Origin of the sequence: Streptomyces sp. Sge12 (assembly GCF_002080455.1) — a bacterium.
GTDB lineage: Bacteria > Actinomycetota > Actinomycetes > Streptomycetales > Streptomycetaceae > Streptomyces.
The window spans coordinates 6,910,631-6,931,901 of the sequence record NZ_CP020555.1 but is presented as its reverse complement, the minus strand read 5'-3'; the positions used below and the strand labels follow the sequence as shown (position 1 = coordinate 6,931,901).

The 21,271-nt window shown below is 72.3% G+C and carries 18 protein-coding genes and 1 pseudogene; 12 read left to right on the top strand and 7 right to left on the bottom strand.

Features of this window, described 5'->3' with window-relative positions; translation table 11 throughout:
- The first annotated feature begins 95 nt into the window (after positions 1-95).
- From B6R96_RS31005 to B6R96_RS30995, 3 genes are all read left to right on the top strand, one after another.
- Positions 96-875 (top strand): hypothetical protein, encoded by a 780-nt coding sequence (locus B6R96_RS31005; RefSeq protein ID WP_030384188.1) that lies wholly within the window; start codon positions 96-98, stop codon positions 873-875.
- Positions 876-908: 33 nt separating this feature from the next.
- Positions 909-1,364 (top strand): SAM-dependent methyltransferase, encoded by a 456-nt coding sequence (locus B6R96_RS31000; RefSeq protein ID WP_081525336.1) that lies wholly within the window; start codon positions 909-911, stop codon positions 1,362-1,364.
- A gap of 193 nt (positions 1,365-1,557) precedes the next feature.
- Positions 1,558-2,568 (top strand): polyprenyl synthetase family protein, encoded by a 1,011-nt coding sequence (locus B6R96_RS30995; protein ID WP_081524276.1) that lies wholly within the window; start codon positions 1,558-1,560, stop codon positions 2,566-2,568.
- A gap of 140 nt (positions 2,569-2,708) precedes the next feature.
- Here B6R96_RS30995 and B6R96_RS30990 read toward each other — a convergent pair whose 3' ends face one another.
- A complete protein-coding gene (locus tag B6R96_RS30990) occupies positions 2,709-2,891 on the bottom strand; it encodes a hypothetical protein (RefSeq protein WP_030384185.1) in 183 nt (60 codons plus the stop codon).
- 181 nt (positions 2,892-3,072) lie between these two features.
- On the opposite strand from B6R96_RS30990, the gene B6R96_RS30985 reads away from it, so the two are divergent.
- The 4 genes from B6R96_RS30985 to exaC all read left to right on the top strand — a co-directional run bounded on the left by B6R96_RS30985 (position 3,073) and on the right by exaC (position 10,595).
- Entirely contained in the window at positions 3,073-6,216 is a 3,144-nt protein-coding gene (locus B6R96_RS30985) for a DEAD/DEAH box helicase (protein WP_237291562.1), read from the top strand.
- Positions 6,213-7,478 carry an SWF or SNF family helicase gene (locus B6R96_RS30980; protein ID WP_081524275.1) on the top strand — a complete coding sequence of 422 codons (1,266 nt, stop codon included), beginning with the start codon at positions 6,213-6,215 and terminating at the stop codon, positions 7,476-7,478. The genes B6R96_RS30985 and B6R96_RS30980 overlap by 4 nt, the downstream gene beginning before the upstream one ends.
- Before the next feature lie 231 nt (positions 7,479-7,709).
- Entirely contained in the window at positions 7,710-9,017 is a 1,308-nt protein-coding gene (locus tag B6R96_RS30975) for a GAF domain-containing protein (protein ID WP_081524274.1), read from the top strand.
- Between the two features lie 54 nt (positions 9,018-9,071).
- On the top strand, positions 9,072-10,595 hold the full coding sequence (gene exaC, locus B6R96_RS30970) for an acetaldehyde dehydrogenase ExaC (protein ID WP_081524273.1): 1,524 nt from the start codon (positions 9,072-9,074) through the stop codon (positions 10,593-10,595).
- Positions 10,596-10,743: 148 nt separating this feature from the next.
- On the opposite strand, the gene B6R96_RS30965 is transcribed toward exaC, so the two are convergent.
- Positions 10,744-11,574, bottom strand: coding sequence for a hypothetical protein (locus tag B6R96_RS30965; RefSeq protein WP_081524272.1), 831 nt, complete (start codon positions 11,572-11,574; stop codon positions 10,744-10,746).
- Between the two features lie 195 nt (positions 11,575-11,769).
- Between B6R96_RS30965 and B6R96_RS37380 the strand changes: the two genes are divergently transcribed.
- Positions 11,770-11,910 (top strand): hypothetical protein, encoded by a 141-nt coding sequence (locus B6R96_RS37380; RefSeq protein ID WP_159396388.1) that lies wholly within the window; start codon positions 11,770-11,772, stop codon positions 11,908-11,910.
- Between the two features lie 361 nt (positions 11,911-12,271).
- Here B6R96_RS37380 and B6R96_RS30960 read toward each other — a convergent pair whose 3' ends face one another.
- The gene (locus B6R96_RS30960; RefSeq protein WP_159396387.1) at positions 12,272-12,934 is read right to left on the bottom strand and encodes a hypothetical protein; all 663 of its coding nucleotides are present in this window, start codon (positions 12,932-12,934) and stop codon (positions 12,272-12,274) included.
- Between the two features lie 504 nt (positions 12,935-13,438).
- Between B6R96_RS30960 and B6R96_RS38310 the strand changes: the two genes are divergently transcribed.
- Together B6R96_RS38310 and B6R96_RS30955 are read left to right on the top strand one after the other, a co-directional pair.
- On the top strand, positions 13,439-13,573 hold the full coding sequence (locus B6R96_RS38310; protein WP_162498488.1) for a DUF4158 domain-containing protein: 135 nt from the start codon (positions 13,439-13,441) through the stop codon (positions 13,571-13,573).
- 5 nt (positions 13,574-13,578) lie between these two features.
- Entirely contained in the window at positions 13,579-14,850 is a 1,272-nt protein-coding gene (locus B6R96_RS30955) for an MFS transporter (RefSeq protein WP_159396386.1), read from the top strand.
- 516 nt (positions 14,851-15,366) lie between these two features.
- On the opposite strand, the pseudogene B6R96_RS37010 reads toward B6R96_RS30955, so the two are convergent.
- Positions 15,367-16,341, bottom strand: a pseudogene (locus tag B6R96_RS37010) (GlxA family transcriptional regulator); the annotation flags it as partial.
- 223 nt (positions 16,342-16,564) lie between these two features.
- On the opposite strand from B6R96_RS37010, the gene B6R96_RS30940 reads away from it, so the two are divergent.
- On the top strand, positions 16,565-17,665 hold the full coding sequence (locus B6R96_RS30940) for a C40 family peptidase (protein ID WP_107475615.1): 1,101 nt from the start codon (positions 16,565-16,567) through the stop codon (positions 17,663-17,665).
- A 38-nt stretch (positions 17,666-17,703) separates the two neighbouring features.
- Here B6R96_RS30940 and B6R96_RS30935 read toward each other — a convergent pair whose 3' ends face one another.
- On the bottom strand, positions 17,704-18,075 hold the full coding sequence (locus tag B6R96_RS30935; RefSeq protein ID WP_053701939.1) for a VOC family protein: 372 nt from the start codon (positions 18,073-18,075) through the stop codon (positions 17,704-17,706).
- A gap of 147 nt (positions 18,076-18,222) precedes the next feature.
- Between B6R96_RS30935 and B6R96_RS30930 the strand changes: the two genes are divergently transcribed.
- On the top strand, positions 18,223-18,798 hold the full coding sequence (locus B6R96_RS30930; RefSeq protein ID WP_081524267.1) for a DinB family protein: 576 nt from the start codon (positions 18,223-18,225) through the stop codon (positions 18,796-18,798).
- Positions 18,799-18,878: 80 nt separating this feature from the next.
- Here B6R96_RS30930 and B6R96_RS30925 read toward each other — a convergent pair whose 3' ends face one another.
- The gene (locus B6R96_RS30925) at positions 18,879-19,556 is read right to left on the bottom strand and encodes a hypothetical protein (protein WP_081524266.1); all 678 of its coding nucleotides are present in this window, start codon (positions 19,554-19,556) and stop codon (positions 18,879-18,881) included.
- A 96-nt stretch (positions 19,557-19,652) separates the two neighbouring features.
- A complete protein-coding gene (locus B6R96_RS30920; protein ID WP_237291561.1) occupies positions 19,653-21,167 on the bottom strand; it encodes a DHA2 family efflux MFS transporter permease subunit in 1,515 nt (504 codons plus the stop codon).
- Positions 21,168-21,271: the final 104 nt, after the last annotated feature.

The following is a 21,271-nucleotide window of genomic DNA, read 5'->3' as shown; positions in this document are numbered from 1 at the left end:
AGGTAGCAGCCTTGGAAATCGTCGCCCGCAAGCTCTCGACGTGCGGGTTACCCGCTGGTTAAGGTGCGCCGACGAGAGAGCTACCAGGAGGCCAGGTGTCCGACGACGAGGGTGGCGGCTCGCTGTACGTGCTGACCGCTGTGCTGCTGACCCCGGCGCAGTTCCCCAGCATCCTGGGCGACGACTTCCCGGGTGCCTGCTCCCTGCTGGGCGTGGCGCCGAACAGGGACGGGTACGGGTTGGTGCTCGGCCAGGACGAGGAGGGCGCGCGCTGGACGGTCGTCGTGAACGACGTCTCGCTCGTCGCCGCGGCCATCGCCTCGTGGGACTGCGGCATGGAGTACGACCTGTCCCCCGACGAGCGGAGCATCGTGGTGTCGCTGGCGGGCTGGCCGCTGGAGCTGTCGGTCGCCGCGTCGGGCATCCCCGAGCCGCACGATCCGGAGCAGGGCGCGGACGGTACGGGGCGTGTCCCGCTCACGCCGCCCTCGGCGGAGGCGTGGGGCCCGGTGCAGCGGCGGATGGGCGCGGACCAGATCGCACGGGAGTGGGCCGACTGGCGCGAGCGCGTGGCCGTGGACGGCGGAGCGGCGGCCGCCGCGCACCCCGGGCTGGCGCGGGCCCTGGAGGAGGCCGTGGGGTATACGAAGACCCCGCCGCCGCCGGGCCGGGTACGGTCCTCGTTCGCCGGCGAGGGGGCCCGGACGCTGCGGGTGGACGGGCCGGGCTGGTCGCTGGTGGCCCGTACCGGCGAGGCGGCCTTCGTGCTGCTGGACGAGGAACCGGGCGAGGTGCTCACGGTCCCTCACGAGGGGGATCCGGACCTGCCGCACCTGCTGGCGGAACTGGACCGCATCGCGGTCCGTCCGTCGTGAGCGCGGGGCGGCGCGACGAAGGGGGACGCAGTGGTGGAGTGCGAGCCGGTGGGCGTGGTCGTGGGAGGCCGCGCCGAGGTGGCCGATGACGACTGGGGGCGGGAGACGGCGGTGATCCGGCTCGACGACCACCGGTTCGGCCCGGAGGCGCTGTACGGGCTGGAGGACTTCTCGCACGTCGAGGTCGTCTACCACTTCGACCGGGTGCCGGTGGAGAAGATCGAGACGGGCGCGCGGCGCCCTCGCGGCAACCCGGACCGGCCGCTGGTCGGCATCTTCGCCCAGCGCGGCAAGAACCGGCCCAACCGGCTGGGGGTCTCGCGCTGCCGGGTGGTGAAGGTGGACGGCCTGGACGTGCACGTGGAGGGACTCGACGCCGTCGACGGCACCCCGGTGCTCGATCTGAAGCCGTACATGGACGAGTTCGGGCCTCGGGGCGAACGGCGGCAGCCGCAGTGGGCGACGGCGCTGATGCGCGACTACTACTGATCGGTCCGGCGGCGCCCGGCCTCCGGGCGCCGTGCAGTTCTGACCCCCACGTTCGAAAAGAACCGGCCAATTGGGCCGGAAATCGCTCTGGATCCCCTTCCTCCGGAATGATCGAATCGGCCAGTCACGCGGCTCAAAGGTGCGCACCTCGCCCCGGCGGCCCATTCCACGACGGAGGCCATTCTTGAATTCCATGTCCTACCTGGACCTGCACCGGGAAGTTGCGCAGGACATCGACGCGGAGATCGAAACCGCGCTGGAGCGGCTCGGCCCGATGGCGGGCACGACCAGGAACTCTGTGGCCAAGCTCTTGGACCACCGCAAACTGAGACATCCCCTCTCCGTACTGCCGCTGCTCGCCCACGCCATAGAGACCGGAAATCCAAGGCCGGCCATTCCGCTTTCCGCCGTCCACCTGCTGTGGTGGACCTCGGCCTGCTACCTCGACGACCTGGCGGACGCCAACGGCGCCTCGATCTCCGGTGAGCTCACGGAGAACGAAGCGCTGCTCGCGTCCGTCATCACGGGAAACGCGCTCCCCATTCAGATCCTCCTGGAGCAGGATCTCCCGTCGCCGGCGCGCAGCGCGCTCATTGCCGAGATCCTCAACGGCTGGATCATCGGCGTCGACGGCCAGATCGACGACATGCGCGGGGACGTCCGCAGCGCCTCACGGAAATCGGTGATCGAGACCTATCGCGGCAAGTCCGGCGCACCTTTCGGAATGATCACCGCAATGGCCGCGATATTCTCGGGCACGTCGGCCGAAAAGGTGGAGCTGTGGCGTGAATTCGGCTTCGTCTTCGGCATCCTGTGGCAGATCTTCAACGACCAGGAAGACATTCTGTCCGGCCGGGACGAGGACCTGCTCAACGGCACCGTCACCTATCTTCTCGCCTCGGTGATCGAGGACGCTCCGCCCGGTGCGCGGGAGCACCTCCTGAGCCTGTGCGCCGCTGCCGGCCGCTCGCATCACGCCAGGTCGGAGCTTGCGGGCCTGCTGCGGACGCCCACCGCCCTCGACCGGTACCGGGCCGAGATCGACGCGTTCCGCGCCGAGGGGTACCGCATCCTGGACGAACTGGGCGGCGACGAGACCTACTTGCCGGTGCTGCGGCACCTCGTGGACCACGCGTCCCAGATGCTGCTCGAACCGGACTACGCCGAGGAACTCGCCCCGGCCGTCGTGAGCGGCGCCGCCTGACCCGGCCGCCCGGGCGGGCCACACCCCCTGCGGCGCCACCGCCTCCCGGCGGCAGCGCCCGGTACCCAAGCCCCGCGGCCGCGCCTGCCGGGCTCCGCAGTGACGCCGGAGCCCGGACAGGACCTACGCCTCGGCCGCGGTCAGCGGCCGATCTGCTTCCTGGACAGACCCCGCAGGCGACGCCGCTGGGAGGAGTCCAGCAGGAGGTAGGCGGCGACCGGCACGCCGATCAGGACCAGCAGCCCGGCCCAGAACCCCACCGCCCAGAACAACACGATGGCTGCCACGACTCCGGCAACCGCGACTTTTCCGCTCGTGGACATCTGCGGACACCTCCTCCTGCCGTCGACCACTACCCCCTCAACGCGCCGCCGCGACCGCGCGTTCCCCGGCGCCCGATCGCCCTCGGAAGTGACCCGGGTCACGGCCGCGCCCCCGTCGCCGGGCGCTCCCGGTGGGGTACTCTCGGCCGCCCCGTACCCGGTAGTCAAGTTTGAGGAATGCGTGCTCCCCGAGATCTCCGGCCTCATCCACCACTGTGCCGTCTTCCTTCCCGCCGACCCGGCCCGCAACGGCCGAATCGCCCTGTGGCGGGCCGACGGCGCGGCGCCCCGTGCCGACACAGGCCGTTGCGACGAGCTCACGGTCATCACCCCCGACCTGAGCCGGGCCACCGTGGTCGCGCTCGTGCTCTCCGTGGACGAGGCCCTGCCCCTGCTCACCCGCGCCCGCTCCACCGCGGCCGGGGCACGGGCCTCAGCCGGCGCCGGGGCAGCGGCTGGGGCCGGGGCCTCTGCCGGAGCCGAGGCCGCGGCTGGGGCCGGGGCAGCGGCTGGGGCCGGGGCGACCGGAACCAGTGCCGACGGCGAGGCCGCCGGTAGCAGCGCCACTGCGTTCTGGGGCGCTGCCGCGCTGCTCGCCCTGCGCTTCGCCGCGCGCGGGCAGTTGCTGCCCGGGCTGAGTCCCACCGGGCACGACACCTGGCGGATCGGCCCGCTGGATGCCTCCGACCTCGCCGAGGTCCGGGAACTGGCCGCCGCGATGCCACCCACCGCCCACTGCGTGCCGCTGACCGCCGACGGGCCGCCCCGGCTGCCCGCGCCGGAGCCGCTGCTGCGGGCCTTCCTCGACGCCGTCGCCGACACCCTCCCGCGTTCCCCCGCCGCTCCCGCGGCCGCCGGTGGGCCGGCCTACGCCGCCCGCCCCCCGCGCCGCCACCCCGAGCTGCGCGGCTGGGCCGCCGAGGTGGCCGCCGGCCACGACGCCGGCGTACGGATCTCCGTACGGATCGAGCTCGACCGGGATCCCGAGGCCGGGCCCGGGGCGGGACCCGACGCCGACTCCGGGCCCGGGACCGAGCCCGGGGCCGACCACGAGGCCGCTCCCGTCTTCCGCGCCGTCCTCCAGTTGCACAGCCCGGCCGACGCCGCCCTCGTCGCCGATGCCGCCGAGGTGTGGGCCGGATCCTCGGCCGCCGCTGCCGCCTTCCCGCCCGGCGCCCGGATGGACGCCCTCCGCGCGCTGCGCCGCGCCGCCCGGCTGTGGCCCCCGCTCGCCCCGCTGCTCGGTGCAGCCGTCCCGGACTCCGTCGAACTCGCCGACGAGGAGGTCACGGAGCTGCTCGGCGAAGCCGCCGCCGCCCTGGCAGCCGACGGGGTCCAGGTGCACTGGCCGCGCGGGCTGCTGCGCGACCTGAGCGCCCGCGCCGTCCTCGGCTCCCCCGACGACACCGCCGCGAGCACCCGGCCCTCCGGGCTGCTGTCCCCCGGCTCCCTGCTCTCCTTCAGCTGGCGCCACGCCCTCGGAGACCAGGGCGATCTGACCCGTGCCGAGCTCGACCGGCTCGCCGAGGCGAAGCGCCCCCTGGTCCGGCTGCGCGACCGGTGGGTCCTGATCGACCCGGCCGAGGCCCGCCGGGCCCGCGCCCGCCAGGACCGCAGGATCGCGGCCGCGGACGCGCTGGCCGCCGTACTCACCGGGTCGGCCGAGGTCGACGGCAGGCGGGTCGCCGTAGAGGCAACCGGTCCGCTGGAGGGACTGCGGGCCCGCCTGGCCGCCGACCCGCAGGAGGAGGCCGACGCCCTCGGTGCGCCGCCGGAACTGCGCGCCACCCTGCGCGACTACCAGCTGCGCGGCCTGCGCTGGCTGGCCCGGATGACCTCGCTCGGCCTGGGCGCCTGCCTCGCCGACGACATGGGCCTCGGCAAGACCGTCACCCTCATCGCGCTCCACCTGCACCGCAACCGCCCGGAGGACCCGGGCACCGCCCCCGATGCCGACACCGGCGCCGGCACCGGCCCGGACACCGGCACCGGCACCGGCCCGGACACCGCCGGGCCCACCCTGGTGGTGTGCCCGGCCTCGCTGCTGGGCAACTGGCAGCGGGAGATCGAGAAGTTCGCGCCGGGCACACCCGTACGCCGCTTCCACGGTCCGGGCCGCAGCCTCGCCGGCACGACCGGAGGCTTCGTCCTCACCACCTACGGCACCATGCGCCTGGACGCGCCCGAACTCGCCGCCACCCGCTGGGGCTTGGTCGTCGCCGACGAGGCCCAGCACGTGAAGAACCCGCGTTCCTCCACCGCGCGGGCCCTGCGCACCATCCCGGCCACGGCCCGCGTGGCCCTCACCGGCACGCCCGTCGAGAACGACCTCTCCGAGCTGTGGGCCGTCCTCGACTGGACCACGCCCGGGATCCTGGGCCGCCTCGGCACCTTCCGCTCCCGCTTCGCCGACCCCGTCGAGAGCGGCCGTGACCCGCAGGCGGCCGCCCGGCTGTCCGCGCTCGTCCGGCCGTTCCTGCTGCGCCGCAAGAAGTCCGACCCGGGCATCGCGCCCGAGCTGCCGCCCAAGACCGAGACCGACCACACCGTCGCCCTCAGCCGCGAACAGACCTCCCTCTACGAGGCCGTCGTACGCGAGACACTCGCCGCCATCTCGGAGGCGGACGGGATGGAGCGGCGCGGTCTGGTGGTCAAGCTGCTGACCTCCCTCAAGCAGATCTGCAACCACCCGGCCCACTACCTGCGCGAACACGCCCCGGCGGATCGCGGCGCCAAGGAGTCCGCAAGCGGCACGGGCGCCGCCGCCGACACCGGCTCCGCCCGCTCCGGGAAGCTGGAGCTGCTCGACGAACTCCTCGACACGATCGTGGCGGAGGGCGGTTCGGCCCTCGTCTTCACCCAGTACGTGGCGATGGCCAGGATCCTGGAGAAGCACCTCGCCGGGCGCGGGATCGCTTCGCAGCTGCTGCACGGCGGGACGCCGGTGCCGCGCCGCGAGGAGCTGGTCGACCGGTTCCAGGCGGGCGAGGTCCCGGTCTTCCTGCTGTCGCTGAAGGCGGCGGGCACCGGCCTGAACCTCACCCGGGCCGGGCACGTCATCCACTTCGACCGCTGGTGGAACCCGGCCGTCGAGGAACAGGCCACCGACCGCGCCTACCGCATCGGCCAGACCCAGCCCGTACAGGTCCACCGGATCATCGCCGAGGGCACCGTCGAGGACCGCATCGCACAGCTCCTGGCACGCAAGCGGGCCCTCGCCGACTCCGTCCTCGCGGGCGGCGAGAGCGCGTTGACCGAACTGACCGATGCCGAACTGGCCGAGCTCGTGGCATTGCGCCCGACGCACGCGGGGAGTGAGCGATGAGCACCCGGGACCGGGACCGAGACCCGTACGAGAAGACCTTCCCCGCCCTGCCGCCGGCCCCCGGCCGCGCTTTCGCCCGCACCTGGTGGGGCCACGCCTGGCTGCGCGCCCTGGAGGACAGCGCGCTCGACGGGGCGCAGGTCAAGCAGGGCCGCCGGTACGCGCGCTCGGGCGCGGTCGGTGCGGTCTCGGTGCGCCCCGGCGGGCTCACGGCGGTGGTGCGCGACCTGGACGGGACGGCGCACCGGACGGACGTGCTGGTGCAGGAGTTCACGGAGGCGCACTGGGACCGCCTGCTGGGTCTGGCGGCCGCCGAGGCGGGGTACATCGCGGCGCTCCTGGACCGGGAGGTGCCGCCGGAGCTGGCCGAGGACGCGGCGGCCGCCGGGGTGGAGCTGCTGCCGGGCATCGGGGACCTCGATCCGCGCTGCGACTGCGGCGAGTGGGACCACTGCCCGCACACGGCCGCGCTCTGCTACCAGGTGGCCCGGCTGCTGGACCAGGACCCCTTCGTTCTGCTCCTGCTGCGGGGGCGCGGCGAGCGGGAGCTGGTGGAGGAGCTGGAGGAGCGGAGCACGGCGGGGGCGCAGGCTCCGCGGGAGCCCGTCGACGAGGGCATCCCGGCGGCGGTGGTCTTCGCCGCCGGGCGTGCCCGGCCCGCGCTGCCGCCGCTCCCGGGGCTGCCGCAGGCGCCGGGCCAGCCGCCGACGCTGGACACGGAGACCGAACCGGAACCGGACCTCGATGTGGACGCGGTGGAGTTCCTGGCGCAGGCGGCCGCGACCGAAGCCCATCGGCGGCTCGCGGAAGCATTGGCTCCGAGCCACGCCGATCGCGCCCCGGCGGCCCCGCTCACGCTCTCCGAGGACGCCGTACGACTCACGGCCGAGGCCGGTGACTTCCGGGTCAGGTCCCGGCTGGCGGCGGCTACCGGGCGCAGCCGCGCCGACATGGAACTGGCCGTACGCGCCTGGGGCTTCGGCGCGGCCCCGGGCCTCGCGGCGCTGGAGGACGACTGGACGCCGGACCGGAGCACACTGGCCCGCGCCCGTGCGGCCCTGGTCGCGGCGTGGGCGGACGGGGAGGCGCCGGTGCTCCGCCGGGTCCGCGCCCGCTGGACGGAGGCGGGCACCGACCGCCAGCTGCGGCTGGGCCGGGAGGGACGCTGGTGGCCGTACCACCGCGAGGCCGGACGGTGGATCCCGTCGGGCCCCTCGGCCCCGGATCCGGGCTCGGCGCTGGAGGCCGATCCCGCCCGGTGAGGGTCCGGCCGCGCGGGTTCGGCGTACGGCCGCTGCCCGGGCGGACGTACGCGCGGGCGCCCTGGCCGACGTACCCGCCGGCGGCCTGGCCGACGTACGCGCGGGCGCGCTGGCGTACGCGCGGCGCTGGCCGACGTATCGCCGGCGCCTGGCCGACGTACCGCTTGCCGGGACCCGGTGCCGGTACGACGATGGGGGCGCTCCGGTACCGCGGCACCACGGGAGGGTGACATGGGCGATCCGTCGGTGGCGCTGCCGGGCGGGGCCGATCCGGCCGCGCTCACGCGCGAACTACGGCGGGCCCATGCGGCTTTCACCCGCGACGGGCGGGTCGAGGGCCCGGTCCGGGCGGTGATCGCGCGGTCCTGGCGGCGGTGCGCGCGGGCCCGGGTGAGCCCGGAGTGCGCGCCCCGGGTGGAGCTCGGGGACGCGGAGCTGCGCGCGTACCGCGAGGAGCATCCGCTGGCCCGGGTGATGCCGCTGTTCCGGGATCTCGTCGGGGCGTTCGCCGCGCACGGGGCGCATCTGCTGGCGGTGTGCGACGTGCGGGGCAGCCTGCTGTGGGTGGAGGGCGAGCCGGGCACCCTGCGGCGGGCCGAGGGCCTCGGCTTCGTCCCGGGTGCGCGCTGGGCGGAGACGGCGATGGGGACCAACGCCCCCGGGACGGCGGTCGCGACGGGCGAACCGGTGCAGGTCTTCGGGGCCGAGCACTTCAGCCGCCGGGTCCACCCGTGGACCTGCGCGGCGGCTCCGGTGCGGGATCCGCGGACCGGCCGGGTGCTGGGTGCGGTGGACATCACCGGCGGCGACGGCCTCGCCCACCCGCACTCCCTCGCCTTCGTACAGGCGGTGGCGCGGGCGGCGGAGGACCGGCTGACGCTGCTCGCGCCCGACCCGGCGACCGCCGGGGACACCCTCGCCGCGCTCGGGCAGGACGAGGCGCTGCTGGTCACCGCCGGTCGCACCGTCCGGCTGGGACGTCGGCACAGCGAGATCATGGCGCTGCTCGCGCACCATCCCGAGGGGCTTTCGGGCGAGGAGCTGGCGATCGCCCTGTACGAGGACGAGTCGGTGTCACCGGTGACCCTGCGCGCCGAGATCTCCCGGCTGCGCGCCCTGCTGGGACCGTCGGCGCCGCTCTCGCGCCCCTACCGCACCGCCGCTCCGCTGGACGCGGACTTCACGGCCCTGACCCGGCAGTTGGCCGCCGGGGCCGTGTCCGCCGCCCTCCACCGCTACCCCGGACCGCTGCTGCCGGCCTCCACCGCCCCCGGCATCGTCCGGTTGCGCCGCCGGATCGAGGACCAGGCGCGGGCGGCCGTGATCGCGCGGGCCGATGCCGGGCTGCTGACCGACTGGGTGTGCGGCCCGTGGGGCGCGGACGATCCGGAGGCGTGGCGGGCGCTGGCGGCGGCGCTGCCGCCGGAGCGCAGGCCGGCCGCGCTGGCCCGCGTACGGGCCCTGGACCGTGAACTCGGCGCGCGCCCGGACCCCCGCGGGCGGCGGCGTGCAACGTATCCGCAACCTGCCCGCTCCTAGCCTCCACCCGAGCGCTGTCCGACGGCGGCCGGCGCCCGGCAAGGGGAGGACTCCATGGCCCGTTACGCTGCCCCCGGTACCGAGGGGGCGCTCATGTCGTACGCGCCCCGCTACGACCACTTCATCGGCGGCGCGTACGCCCCGCCCGCCCGCGGCCGGTACTTCGAGAATCCCTCCCCCGTCGACGGCCGGGTCTTCACGGAGGTCGCGCGGGGCACCGCCGAGGACGTGGAGCGGGCGCTGGACGCGGCGCACGCGGCGGCCCCCGCGTGGGGGCGCACCCCGGTCGCCGAACGGTCGTCGGTCCTGCTGCGCATCGCGGACCGGATGGAGCAGAACCTCGAAGCCCTCGCGGTCGCGGAGACCTGGGAGAACGGCAAGCCGGTCCGGGAGACGCTGGCGGCCGATCTGCCGCTGGCCATCGACCAGTTCCGGTACTTCGCGGGGGCGCTCCGCGCTCAGGAGGGCGCGCTGAGCCAGCTCGACGACGACACCGTCGCGTACCACTTCCACGAACCGCTGGGTGTGGTCGGGCAGATCATCCCCTGGAACTTCCCGATCCTGATGGCGGTGTGGAAGCTGGCCCCGGCGCTGGCGGCGGGCAACACCGTGGTCCTCAAGCCGGCCGAGCAGACCCCGGCCTCCGTCCACTACTGGCTGAGCCTGGTGGCGGACCTGCTGCCGCCGGGTGTGGTCAACATCGTCAACGGCTTCGGGGAGGAGGCGGGCAAACCGCTCGCGTCCAGCCCCCGGGTGGCGAAGATCGCCTTCACCGGGGAGACCGCCACCGGCCGGCTGATCATGCAGTACGCGGCCGAGCACCTGAAGCCGGTCACCCTGGAACTGGGCGGCAAAAGCCCTAACCTCTTCTTCGACGACATCTGGAGCACGGACGACGACCTGCGCGACAAGGCCCTGGAGGGCTTCACGATGTTCGCCCTCAACCAGGGCGAGGTGTGTACGAGTCCGTCGCGCGCGCTCATCGAGCGCGGACGGTACGCGGACTTCCTCGACGCGGCCGTGGCCCGCACGGAACTGATCGTCCCGGGGCACCCGTTGGACACGGACACGATGATCGGGGCGCAGGCCTCCGAGGAGCAGCTGAAGAAGGTCCTGTCGTACGTGGAGATCGGCCAGCGGGAGGGTGCGAAGATCCTCACGGGCGGCGAGCGGCAGCATCTGGAGGGCGAGCTCGCGGGCGGCTTCTACGTACAGCCGACCATCTTCGAGGGCGACAACCGGATGCGGATCTTCCAGGAGGAGATCTTCGGCCCGGTGGTGTCCGTGACCTCCTTCCAGGACTTCGAGGACGCGGTCCGGATCGCGAACGACACGGCGTACGGCCTGGGCGCGGGCGTCTGGACCGGGGACATCAACACGGCCTACCGCGCGGGACGCGCGATCCAGGCGGGCCGGGTCTGGACGAACTGCTACCACGCCTACCCGGCCCACGCCGCCTTCGGCGGCTACAAGCAGTCGGGCATCGGCCGCGAGACCCACAAGATGATGCTGGAGCACTACCAGCAGACCAAAAACCTTCTCGTGTCGTACTCGCCGAAGCGTCTCGGCTTCTTCTAGAGAACAGAAATCCGTTGCCTGGAGCGGGCATAGCCCTCTCCAGGCAACGTTCGCTCCGCGGGTCTCACTGGCTCTTCCGAGCCGGGCCCACGTCCTGACCGCCCGCACGCATCGCATCACCCGGATCTCCGATGGAGGGCCCTTCGCGTCAAGCGAGCGGATGTCCTCCGTGGCCGGCTTGGCCTGGGGGCACAACGTCGCGCTCCCATGGCGAGACGCGGTACGCATGGGGAGCCTGGTCGTCTCGGTGTCCGGTCTCCGCACCCCTGACGTCGGAGGGATCCAAGCGGATCGTGGCGAGAGACTCGCGCTGGTCTCGGAAGTTCTCCATGACCCCGGAGAAGTTCTTCAAGAGGCCCTGATCCAGCATCAGCTTGGCCAGCACCAATTCCCCTCCCCTTTGCGGCTCGTCCTGCTCGCCCGCCCGAATGTCCCTCAAGAGGAAGAGAACGTCAGCGACGGTCTCGGGGCTCGACGCCCAAAGGTGGTCCAGGAAGTCGCGCGGCTCACTTCCCGGCTCAGGCCGCACGGTGGGTCGTGCGGGCACGACGAGCCCCTCAGGCAGCATTCCTGGCAACTTCCAATACTCAAGCCCGTCCCGCACAGCCTCCGCGACGGACTCCTGAAGCTCCACGGGGAGCGACGGCACGTCCGCGACGAGTTCGGCGATTTCGTCCACCGCCGCCGCCTGCCACAGGGCGTCGAATCGATCGATCTGCTCCTCTGGAGTGGTTCTGCGGGCACGCGCACCCAAGACCTCAACAAGTGAGTCCAAGACGTCCCGGCTCGGCAGCACCGGGCTGGTGAACGCGGCATGGAGCGTGCTTCGCGAGGCCCGTGTCGACGCATCCATGGCCTGGAGCATCACGCTCAGAGACGGCCGCCCCGCCCAGAGGTGGAGCGTGTGCAGCGCATCGTTCAGAGCCTTCAGCGGCCCCTCTGGCAACTCCGGCCTCTTGAACAGACCCGGCTTCCCCATAGCGCGCCCCCTGCGTCCAGAACCGTCCAGAACCGTCCACCAGCATCTCACCTCGTACGCGGCCGTCGGATTGCTTCGCACTGCGTTCGGGTTCGTGGGAATCCGTGGCCGTCCGTCTCCATGCGTCCTAGCAGGTCACAGCCCCGTGCACTCTGGAATCAGCGAGCAAGTCACTACAACTCAGGGGCCGTTGACATGCACGAGTTGCTGAACCTCGCCCTCGAAGGGCTCCTCACCAACATGCCATCGCAGATCCTCTGCAGCGCAGTAGGAGCCGGCGTCGCCATCGCCTGGAAGCGGTGGCGACGCCGCCGCCAGGAGCCGCCGCAGCAGTAGCAGGGCCCTCTTTGCCGAGTCGGCAGAGGGGGATCCTTCCCTGCCCCTGTGCGCACTTCGGCAACACGCCACCGGACGTGTCCGCCTGAGTGTCCGGGCAGGGGCGGACGAGCCCCCGCACGAGGTGTTCCGCACCCGCGGCATGACGGACCACGCCGTCAGCCTGCACGGCTTCTCCAAGGGCCGTGCTCCCGGGCTCCCTCTTCACGCCCTCCGACGGGCGGTACCTGCGGTTCGGCGTCGCCGCACTGCCGGAGCGCCAACTCGGCCGACTGCGGGCACGATGACGGGCTTCGGGGGCGTGCGGGAACACATGACCCCGCGGACGGCCCGTGTCATGCGGGGCCGCTCGGCGCCGTTCTCACCAAGGGCTCCGCACCCTGACGCCGAGGGCCCGGACGCGATCCTGGGCCTGCGGGTCGAGCTTGCGCAACAGGTCCTCGCCGACGACTCCGTCGCGCCGCCAGATGGTGCAGAGGGTCTCCAGACCCGCTTCGGCGACCTCCGGCTCCGCGTCGGCCGAGGTCCGCACCAGGGCCTCGACGACCGGCCTGCCCTGCAGTCCCGCGAACGCCCGTGCCATACGGGCCCGCTGCTCCGCCGGGACGGCCGGGTCGGCGAGCGAGCGCAGCACGTCCGCCGAGTCGTGGGCGTCCTGGCAGGGCAGCACCCAGACCAGGTACACGACCTGCGCGCCGAGCACGATCAGGTACTGCAGCAGCGCGAGCAGGGCCGCGGGCAGCAGCAGGAGCAAGGGCAGCACGATCAGCCAGCCGCCCCGGATCCGCGAGGCGCCGCCGGTCGGCGGTTCGAACCGCCGACCGGCCAACAGGACGAGTACGAACATGGTCACGAGCGTGAGGAGCGGCACCACGATCAGCCCCGCTCCCAGCCCCGCGCCGAACGACGACCAGAAGGGATCGTCGCCCAGAACGGGCAGCACCAGGGCCGCGGCTACCCAGCCGAGAGCGGTGGTCATGACGTAGCGCTGTAGGCAGACCCACAGCCATCTTCCCGTACTCATGGCAGCTTCCTCATCCCAGCAGCGGTTCATGCAGGTGCCATTGCCCCACGCCCGGCCGTCACGACCCCTTGCAGAAGAGGCCGTCGAGAGCGTCGGGGGCATCGTAGCCGCTGGTACGGGCCGTGCTGTCGTGGGGCGTTCCACTGCGGCCTCTGCGGCTTCTGGTGCTTCTGATCCTGCACGACCTCCCTGTCCGGGTACGCGTCGTCCGTGCGGCTCACGGACACGGAATCCTTGGTGGGAGCGCTATGAAGCCATTGGCCTCGAGACTGACATGGAGTGCCCAGCGGCCAGTTGACGGCGCTTCGGGGGCAGCGCCATCAGCCATCACCTCGACCTGGTCGAAACCCGATCCGACGAAGGTGTGCTCCGTCGAGTGGATCGCTGCGCCACACCCACACGACGCAGTGAGCACCGCTCTCGAGGAGGGCGGACGATCGCCCATCGCCGGGCGTAGGGTGGCTCGTTGAGCTGGTCGGGTGACGGTGAGGCGAGGGGCGGCGAATGGCGACGCGGGGTTCCAGTGATGAGGAACCGGAGGTCCTGCGGTCGTTCCCGACGATCGTCAAGGACGAGCTGGTCCGGTGCTTCACCCTCACCCCCGCCGACGAGGCCCGCCGGGACGGTGCCGCCCGGTGAAGGCCGTGACCCAGCAGAGCGGGCTCCTCGGCCTCCTGCGCGTTCGCAAGGTCCGCCTTCCGCTCGTCGCCCAGACGGTCTCCGTCTTCGGGGACATGGCCCTCTTCATCACCCTGGCCATCTGGGCGAAGGAGCTCACCGGCAGCAGTTCGGCCGCGGGCGTCGTCATCCTCGCGCTCAGTACGGGGAGTCTGACGGGGCCGGTGACCGCGCGATGGATCGATGCGCACCCGCCCCGGCGGTGGCTCATCGCGGCCAACCTGGCCGGCGCCGCGGTCACTCCCGCCCTGCTGCTGGTCCACAGCGCGGGCGGGGTCTGGATCATCCATGCCGTCGCCTTCCTGTACGGCCTGATCGGCACGGTGGTCTCGGCTGCGCTCACGGCCTACCTCAAGGAGACCGTCCCGCCCGAACTGGCCGTTCCCGTCAACGTGGAGATCCGGGCGCTCACTGAACTGATGCGGATCGCCGCGCCGGCCGCGGGAGCGGGGCTCTACGCCCTCACGGGAATGCAGGCCGTGGTCCTGATGGACATCGTCTCGTTCACCGCTGCGGCGATCCTGTTCAGCCGGTGCGCAACGGCGGAGCCGAAGGGGACCGCTTCCGCCCCGCCGCAGGGCTTCGGCGAAGAAGCGCGTGCGCTGATCACGGACCGACGTCTGCGAACGGTCGTTCTCCTGGTACTGGGTGCCCACCTGGTTCAGGGCTTCGCGCAGACCCTCGGCTTCCTGATCGCCGATGCCCTGGGCCGCGATGCGAGTCTCGTCGGTGTCTTCGTCACCGTCCAGGCCTCGGCCGCGTTCGTCATCACGCGGTTCCAGCGGATCAGGGCCCTCAGTCCCCTGGCCCTGGCCAGGACGGGCGTGCTGGTGGCGGCGGTCGGCTACGCGATCCTCCTCGTGCCCAGCCTGCCGACGGCCATGGCCGCCTTCGTGGGCGTCGGTGCCGGATTGCCTCTCATCCTGATCGCCTTCGCCAGTGCTCTGCAGCTCTACGGTCCCGGGGAGTCGACCGGCCGTCGAGCCCTGGCGGGGTACTCCGCGCTCGGACTGGTCCAGGTGATCTCCATCGGCGTGGGCGCGGCGCTCGCCCTTTTCGCCTCCTGGCAGGTGCTGGTGCTGATCATGGCGATCGCCCTGTTCGGCCTGGGTGCCGCGCCGGTTAGGGTCCGCTCCGGGCAGCACGCGGTACGAGCATCCCCGGCGGCACGCCTCACACAGCGCGCAGCTGACGAGGAAGGAACCACGGCTCGGAGCCACGATCCTTCCTCGTCCTGAACGGCTTCGACAACGGCCTCCCACCATGCCTGTTGCTCGTCGGCCGCGACCGCTCGCGCTCCGATCCGTCAGATCGCCCAGCCCCGTGCCTGACGGTTCACCGCTGGCCCGGCCCACGACGTGCCGGGCCGGGCTGCGGCTGCGGCCGATCTACTGGCCCGGGACTCCGTCGACCACGTGTGCGGGCGGCACCGTTGGTGGACCCGCCAACTCGGCGACCAGCAGGCCGACTCGGCTGACAGCCCTCACAGACGCGCCGTGCCCACACTCCACACCGTTTCTACGAGACCGCGGATGAGGTCGTTCTCCACCTCGGTGCGCCATACCAGGCCCCACCGTAGGGACCGTTCCTCGTCGAAGGGCAGGTAGACGATGTCGGGGTGGGCGTTGTAGCGGGTGGCGTGTGCCCCGGTGAGTGTCACCATTCCGCCGTCGGCCACGATGGCTATGTTCTCCTCCCAGTTCGCCGCCACCTCCAGGCGCGGGACCTCGCGGCCCGCCGGAGTGAAGAAGGGTTGGAAGGCGTTCTCCCAGGGAGCGGGCACGGGCGTCGCCGGCGACAGCACCCCGAAGTCGGCGAGATGTTCCAGCGGGGCTGGGATAGCCGCTGTCGCTCGCGACGCGTCCCACGCTCTGCTTCGAGTCCTCCAGCAGGCGGCGAGCGGTTTCGAGCCGGGTCCGGTCGACATAGCGGCCGGGGGGCGTACCCGTTTCGGCGGTGAAGGCCCGGGTGAACTGGCGAGGTGAGAGGTTGGCCCGCCTGGCGAGGGCCTCGACGGTGAGGTCGGCGCCGGGGTGGGTGGCGATCCAGTCCTGTACGTCGCGCAGGCACTGCCGGTCGGCGAGTTGTGCGCGCAGGTGGGTGCTGAACTGGCGCTGGGTACCGGGACGGCGCAGGAAGACGACCAGATGGCGGGCGAGTGCGGTGGCCGCGTCGTGGCCCAGGTCTTCCTCGATGAGGGCGAGCATGAGGTCCATGGCACTGGTGCCGCCTGCGGAGGTGGCGATGCGCCCGTCGCGGATGAAGATGGGGTCGCCGTCCACCCGGACTTCGGGATACGCCGCCGCGAGCTGCCCGGCCATGCTCCAGTGGGTGGTGACCCTCTTGCCGGACAGGAGTCCGGCTGCGGCGAGCACGAACGTGCCGGTGCACAGGCCCACCACCCGCCGGGACCGCGCCGCGTTCTGCCGCAGCCAGCGCACCACGTCCGCATTGACGGGGGCCATGCCGGCGCCGCTGTACGGACCGGGCACGAGCACGGTGTGCGGCGCGACGGTCTTCTCCAGGACGGCGTCCGGGACAAGGGTCAGACCGCTCGGACTGCGTACCGGCGTGCCGCCCGGACTGGCGGTGAGAATGCGGTAGGGCGGCCTTTGCCCCCGGGCTCCCGTGGCGTGCGCGTTCGCCGCGGACAGCAGTTCCAGCGGACTGACCGCGTCCAGTGCGTCCATGCCGTCGAAGAGCACGACGACGGCGGTACGGCTCCTCATGCCACAAGCCTGCCCCCGCATCCCGGCGTCCGCAATGCCGTGTATCCCACCTTTTACGCCACCGGCTGGGGGCTGCGGTGCGGAGCTCGCGGTCGACGCGGCGCCGCGGAACCCGCGGCGGCGGCGCGTACCTACTGTCCGCATCAAGCCGATTCCACGACCCATTGGGGGACAGCCGGGTCGGCGGGGTTCGCGGGTGCGGCGCGCTGGACAGGATCGACGCATGTACTCCGCGAAGACCGTCCTTGCGACCACTGCCGCAGCCCTCCTCGCCCTCACCCTCGCGTCTCCGGCCACCGCGGTCCCCGACGCCCCCACCGCCGCGCCACGCCCCTGCGACGCCGCCCCGACCTGCTACGTCGACGTGGCGGTCGCCCAGGTCTGGGTCAGCCCCGAACAGGTCCGTCCGGTGGACGCCCGGGCGACCACCAATCCCGCTGACGTCCGCGGCTGGCTGGCCGGCATGTCCCTGGACGAGCGGCGTGACGTCGCCGGGGAGACGCAGGCCCTGCACGGCATCCGGGTGACCGTCGACCGCAGCGAGTGGCACGGCGGCCTGCGCTGGGACCACGTATGGGTGCACGGCCAGCCCACCCCCAGGGACCAGGCCGGACTGGGCGCGTACCCCGGCTGGATTCCCGACCGGCAACTCACCTCGGAGCACCGCCGCCCACCCGCCGGTACGCACGAGGAACGCGTCGACCGGCCCACGGCCCGGGGCTTCGCCACCGCGCGGGCCGCGCTCGACGGCCGCGGAGCCGGGCAGGTCGGTGAGTACTCGTACAACACCTCCTTCCCGGTGGAGGCCGGTCCGCTGCCCGGAGTCGTCACCGCCCACTCCCCCAGCGGTGGCCGGGTCTTCTTCCGGGCCGCCGATCTGGCGAGGGTGCCGTCCGTACGGAGCGGCGCGGACGTGGTCGCCGCCGCACGCGCCTTCCTGGGCCTGCCCTACCTGTGGTCCGGCACCTCCGGATTCGGCTACGACTGCTCCGGCCTCACCAGCCAGGTCTACTCCGCGCTCGGCGTGACGATCCCCCGGGACGCCGAGCCGCAGTTCGACGCGGGCGGCGGGCAGGTACCCGCCGGCTCGGCGGCGGGGGTGCGGATCACCGGCACGGAGGACCTGCGGCTCGGCGACATCGTCGCCTTCCGTCCCGCCACCGGCACCGGCACCGAGGTGACGCATGTCGGCATCTACTCGGGCACGCGGAACGGCGAACCCATGATGATCAATTCACCGCGAACGGGTGACCCGGTAAGGGAGGAACCCATCGGTTCCACCGGCCGTGTCTACGTCGGAGCCACCCGCTTCCTCACCCGCTGACGCCCGTTTCCGCAGGCGCGCCCCCAGCAGGGCCGGAATCAGGCTCCCTCAGGAGTGATCAGGCAGAAGGGATGGCCGACGGGGTCCGCGTAGACGCGGTAGCCAACCGGCTTGTCCGAACCGTCCAGCAGCGTCGCACCGAGGGCGAGCACCTGGGCCTCAGCCGTATCGAGGTTCGCGACCATCACGTCGAGGTGCATTTGCTGAGGGCGGGCGGAATCCGTCCACCGCGGCGCGCGAAAGTCGTCCACCCGCTGGAAGAGAACCACCGGGGTGCCCGCCGCGTTCTCGAGCACGACGAATTCGCCGGTGTCCGGCTGCCGTGAGAGCGACAGCAGCTTCTCGTAGAATCCGGCGAGCTCATCCGGGTCGGGGCAGTCGATGACAACGGTGTACAGGCTTCCGATCATTGGGCTCACTATGCCACCGGCCCGCAAACGGGCCAACGCGCAGGCGCCCCGGCCCAAGGTTGAACGACAGGCTGAGACGGTGCCTGTCGTTGCGGACCGTGTACGGGATCTTGAGGGCATGGGCGGCCCATGGCAGGCTCGTGCCGCATGATCGATGAATTCGCGAAAGACAACCTGCACGGCAGACTGCGGCGGGACCGCTTGGCGCTGATCTGGAAGCTCGACGGCCTGTCCGAGTACGACGTCCGCCGGCCTTTGACAACGACCGGGACCAGCCTCCTCGGCCTGGTCAAACATGTGGCCAGCGTCGAGGCCAGGTACTTCGGCGAGGTCTTCGACCGTCCTTCCCCGGAAGCGCTGCCCCGGTGGCAGGACCACGACGGCAGCGATCTGTGGGCGGCCGAGGACGAGACCCGCGATCAGATCGTCGGGTTCTACCGGCGCACGTGGGAACACTCGGACGCGACGATCAACGCGCTTCCCCTCGACGCCCCCGGGCACGTGCCGTGGTGGCCGGAGCCTCGTCCCAACACGAACCTGTTCGCCGTCATGGTCCATGTCCTCGGCGAGTCCAACCGGCATACCGGGCACGCCGACATCCTGCGCGAGGGCCTCGACGGCCGGACCGGGTTGCGCCCCGAACACGAGCAGCAGATCGATGCGGAAGCCCGTGCGGCCCACTGCGCGAAGATCGAGCGGGCCGCCAGGTACCACGTGGCGTGATGTTCGTGCGGCATGCCGGTCGTCGGTCGCGGGCCGTCGTTCGCTGCTCGTCCGCTCGCGGCCTGACGGCGAGGCACCCGCTAGTTCTGCCGTGCGGGCCCGAAGGCGGGGGGCCTCCGGTGGTCCCCGGCAGGGCCGGGGTCGCCGTGCTTCCACTGCGGGTCGTAGGCGCAGGGCATGCTGGCGCCGCCCCTGACGTACTCCCGGTCCGCGTACCAGGTGAAGGACATCCGCTCGGCGCCGCCGTCCCGCTGGACGAACAGCTGCCAGTCCCTGCCCTGCTCGCCCTCGCCGTAGGACGTGACCTTCCAGCCCTTGTCCTTGAGGAACTGATGCAGCCGGCGGAAGCCGGGGACCGCCTGGCTCGCCGGCACGTGGTCCAGTGCCCAGTCGTGGCTCATCGAGTAGGCGCCTTCGACGGTCTTGGCGTCCAGCCCCAGCAGGCCCCCGTCGTAGCAGAGGCTGGATCCGAACGTGTTCTCCGTACTGACGCCGAGCTTCTCGACGCCGGGTGGGATGGTGCGTTCGAACCCCATGACCTCGTAGGCCTCCTGGGAACGGTGCAGCGCGCGGTTCGCCATCTCCTCGGGTGCGACGCGGTCGTAGTCCGTCGCCGACCTCCATGCGAGCGCGATGACGAGAACGAGTACGCCGACGAGCGCGGCGCCCCCGCATCCCAGGACCCCGCGGAGGCAGGAGGAGGCCATGGACGGGCTCGGGTCAGGGACGGCGGCGCTCGGCACGGTCTCGTGGGGCATACGAGGACGCTAGGCGAGCGGGATGCGCGGCGGATGAGTGCGGTTACCGGTCCCGGAGTGAGTACGCGTACTCACTCCGGGACCGGTGCTCGTAGGTCAGCCGGGGGTGTGGGCGGCTTTGCTCGTCGTGGTGCCGTCCTCGTCCTGGGGCTGCGCCGCGGCAGGCTGTTGCGGAGCGGGCGGGGTGCGGATCAGCAGCGCGACCAGTACGGCCAGGACGCCGATCCCGGCGCCGATGCCGAATCCCCACCGGATGCCCGTAGCAAGTGCGCCGGTGGCGTCGGCTCCCTCGGCGGCTGCCGTGGCGGCGCGTCCCGACATGACACTGATGACCAGGGCGGTGCCGGCGGCGGCCGCGACCTGCTGGAGCGAGCCCAGGATGGCGGAGCCGTGCGGGTAGAGGTGCGGCGGGAGTACGGACAGACCGGAGGTGAAAACGGGGGTGAAGACGAACGCCATGCCCGCACTCAGGGCCACGTGAAGGGCGAGCACCAGCCACGGCGAGGTCTCTTCGCCCGTGAGGGCGAACAGCGCGAGGCAGAGCGCCGTGAGTGCGGCTCCGGGTACGACCAGGCGTGGCGCGCCGAGCCGGTCGTAGAGCTTGCCGACCTGCGGTCCGAGCAGGCCCATGGTCAGGCCGCCGGGGATGAGGAGCAGCCCGGTCTGCAGGGAGGTCAGGCCGCACACCTCCTGCAAGTAGATCGGCAGCAGGATGAACGCACCCATGAGGGCCATGAACGACAGGCACATCAGGCCCAGCGCCACGGAGAAGTGGCGAAACGTCAGTGCGCGCAGGTCCAGGAGCGGGGTGGAGGAGCGCTGCAGTGCCAGTTGCCGCCATACGAACAGCGCCACGAGCACGGCGCCGGCCACGGTGGTGGCCTCCGGGGGCACGGGCGCCTGGGCGGCGTTCTCCGCGCCGAGCCCGCTCAGGCCGTAGACCAGGGCGCCGAAGCCCGCTGCCGCCAGGGGGACGGACATCCAGTCGATGGGGGCGGCCTGCGGCTCACCGATGTTGATCAGGTTGCGCCGGCCGAATATGGCCATGGCTCCGGCGATGGGAAGCACGGCCAGGAACAGCAGGCGCCATGAACCCAGCTGCAGCAGCACACCGGAGACGGCGGGGCCGAGGGCGGGTGCGACGGAGATGACGAGGGTGATGTTGCCCATGACACGGCCGCGGTCCTGCGGGGGCACGAGGGTCATCAGCGTCGTCATGAGCAGCGGCATCATGACGGCGGTGCCGCTGGCCTGGATGACGCGGGCGGCCAGCAGGACGGGGAAGGCGGGCGCGACCGCGGCCAGAGCCGTGCCGACGAGGAACAGGGCCATGGCGAGGCCGAAGGCGGTTCGGGTCGTCACGCGCTGGAGGAACCACCCCGTCACCGGGATGACGACGGCCATGGTGAGCATGAAGGCCGTGGACAGCCACCCTGCGGCGGCCGCTGTGACGTCGAAATCGCGCATGAGCCGCGGGATCGCATTGACCATGATCGTCTCGTTGAGGAGGACGACGAACGTGGACAGCACGAGGATCCGCAGCACGGCGGTGACGCGGGCGGGCGAGAGGGTGGGCGTTGCATGGGGTGCGGACATGGTGCCTTCCGTCATGTGAGTGTCCTCCGTACGTGGCGGGTCACACTGACAGACTGCGGCGCCGGGAAGAACTCATCGGTCTTCCCTGATCCTGTCGGTGCCGGCTCCCGGGCTCAAAC

Excerpts from the sequence above, each read along its gene's own strand:
- B6R96_RS30925 (WP_081524266.1), bottom strand. The coding sequence starts at position 19,556 with ATGCCCCACGAGACCGTGCCGAGCGCCGCCGTCCCTGACCCGAGCCCG.
- B6R96_RS30930 (WP_081524267.1), top strand. The coding sequence starts at position 18,223 with ATGATCGATGAATTCGCGAAAGACAACCTGCACGGCAGACTGCGGCGG.
- B6R96_RS30975 (WP_081524274.1), top strand. The coding sequence starts at position 7,710 with ATGGGCGATCCGTCGGTGGCGCTGCCGGGCGGGGCCGATCCGGCCGCG.
- B6R96_RS30940 (WP_107475615.1), top strand. The coding sequence starts at position 16,565 with ATGTACTCCGCGAAGACCGTCCTTGCGACCACTGCCGCAGCCCTCCTC.
- B6R96_RS30995 (WP_081524276.1), top strand. The coding sequence starts at position 1,558 with ATGTCCTACCTGGACCTGCACCGGGAAGTTGCGCAGGACATCGACGCG.
- B6R96_RS38310 (WP_162498488.1), top strand. The coding sequence starts at position 13,439 with ATGGCGACGCGGGGTTCCAGTGATGAGGAACCGGAGGTCCTGCGGTCG.
- B6R96_RS30960 (WP_159396387.1), bottom strand. The coding sequence starts at position 12,934 with ATGAGTACGGGAAGATGGCTGTGGGTCTGCCTACAGCGCTACGTCATG.
- B6R96_RS30990 (WP_030384185.1), bottom strand. The coding sequence starts at position 2,891 with ATGTCCACGAGCGGAAAAGTCGCGGTTGCCGGAGTCGTGGCAGCCATC.
- B6R96_RS30965 (WP_081524272.1), bottom strand. The coding sequence starts at position 11,574 with ATGGGGAAGCCGGGTCTGTTCAAGAGGCCGGAGTTGCCAGAGGGGCCG.
- B6R96_RS37380 (WP_159396388.1), top strand. The coding sequence starts at position 11,770 with ATGCACGAGTTGCTGAACCTCGCCCTCGAAGGGCTCCTCACCAACATG.
- B6R96_RS30935 (WP_053701939.1), bottom strand. The coding sequence starts at position 18,075 with ATGATCGGAAGCCTGTACACCGTTGTCATCGACTGCCCCGACCCGGAT.
- B6R96_RS30920 (WP_237291561.1), bottom strand. The coding sequence starts at position 21,167 with ATGACGGAAGGCACCATGTCCGCACCCCATGCAACGCCCACCCTCTCG.
- B6R96_RS30980 (WP_081524275.1), top strand. The coding sequence starts at position 6,213 with ATGAGCACCCGGGACCGGGACCGAGACCCGTACGAGAAGACCTTCCCC.
- exaC (WP_081524273.1), top strand. The coding sequence starts at position 9,072 with ATGGCCCGTTACGCTGCCCCCGGTACCGAGGGGGCGCTCATGTCGTAC.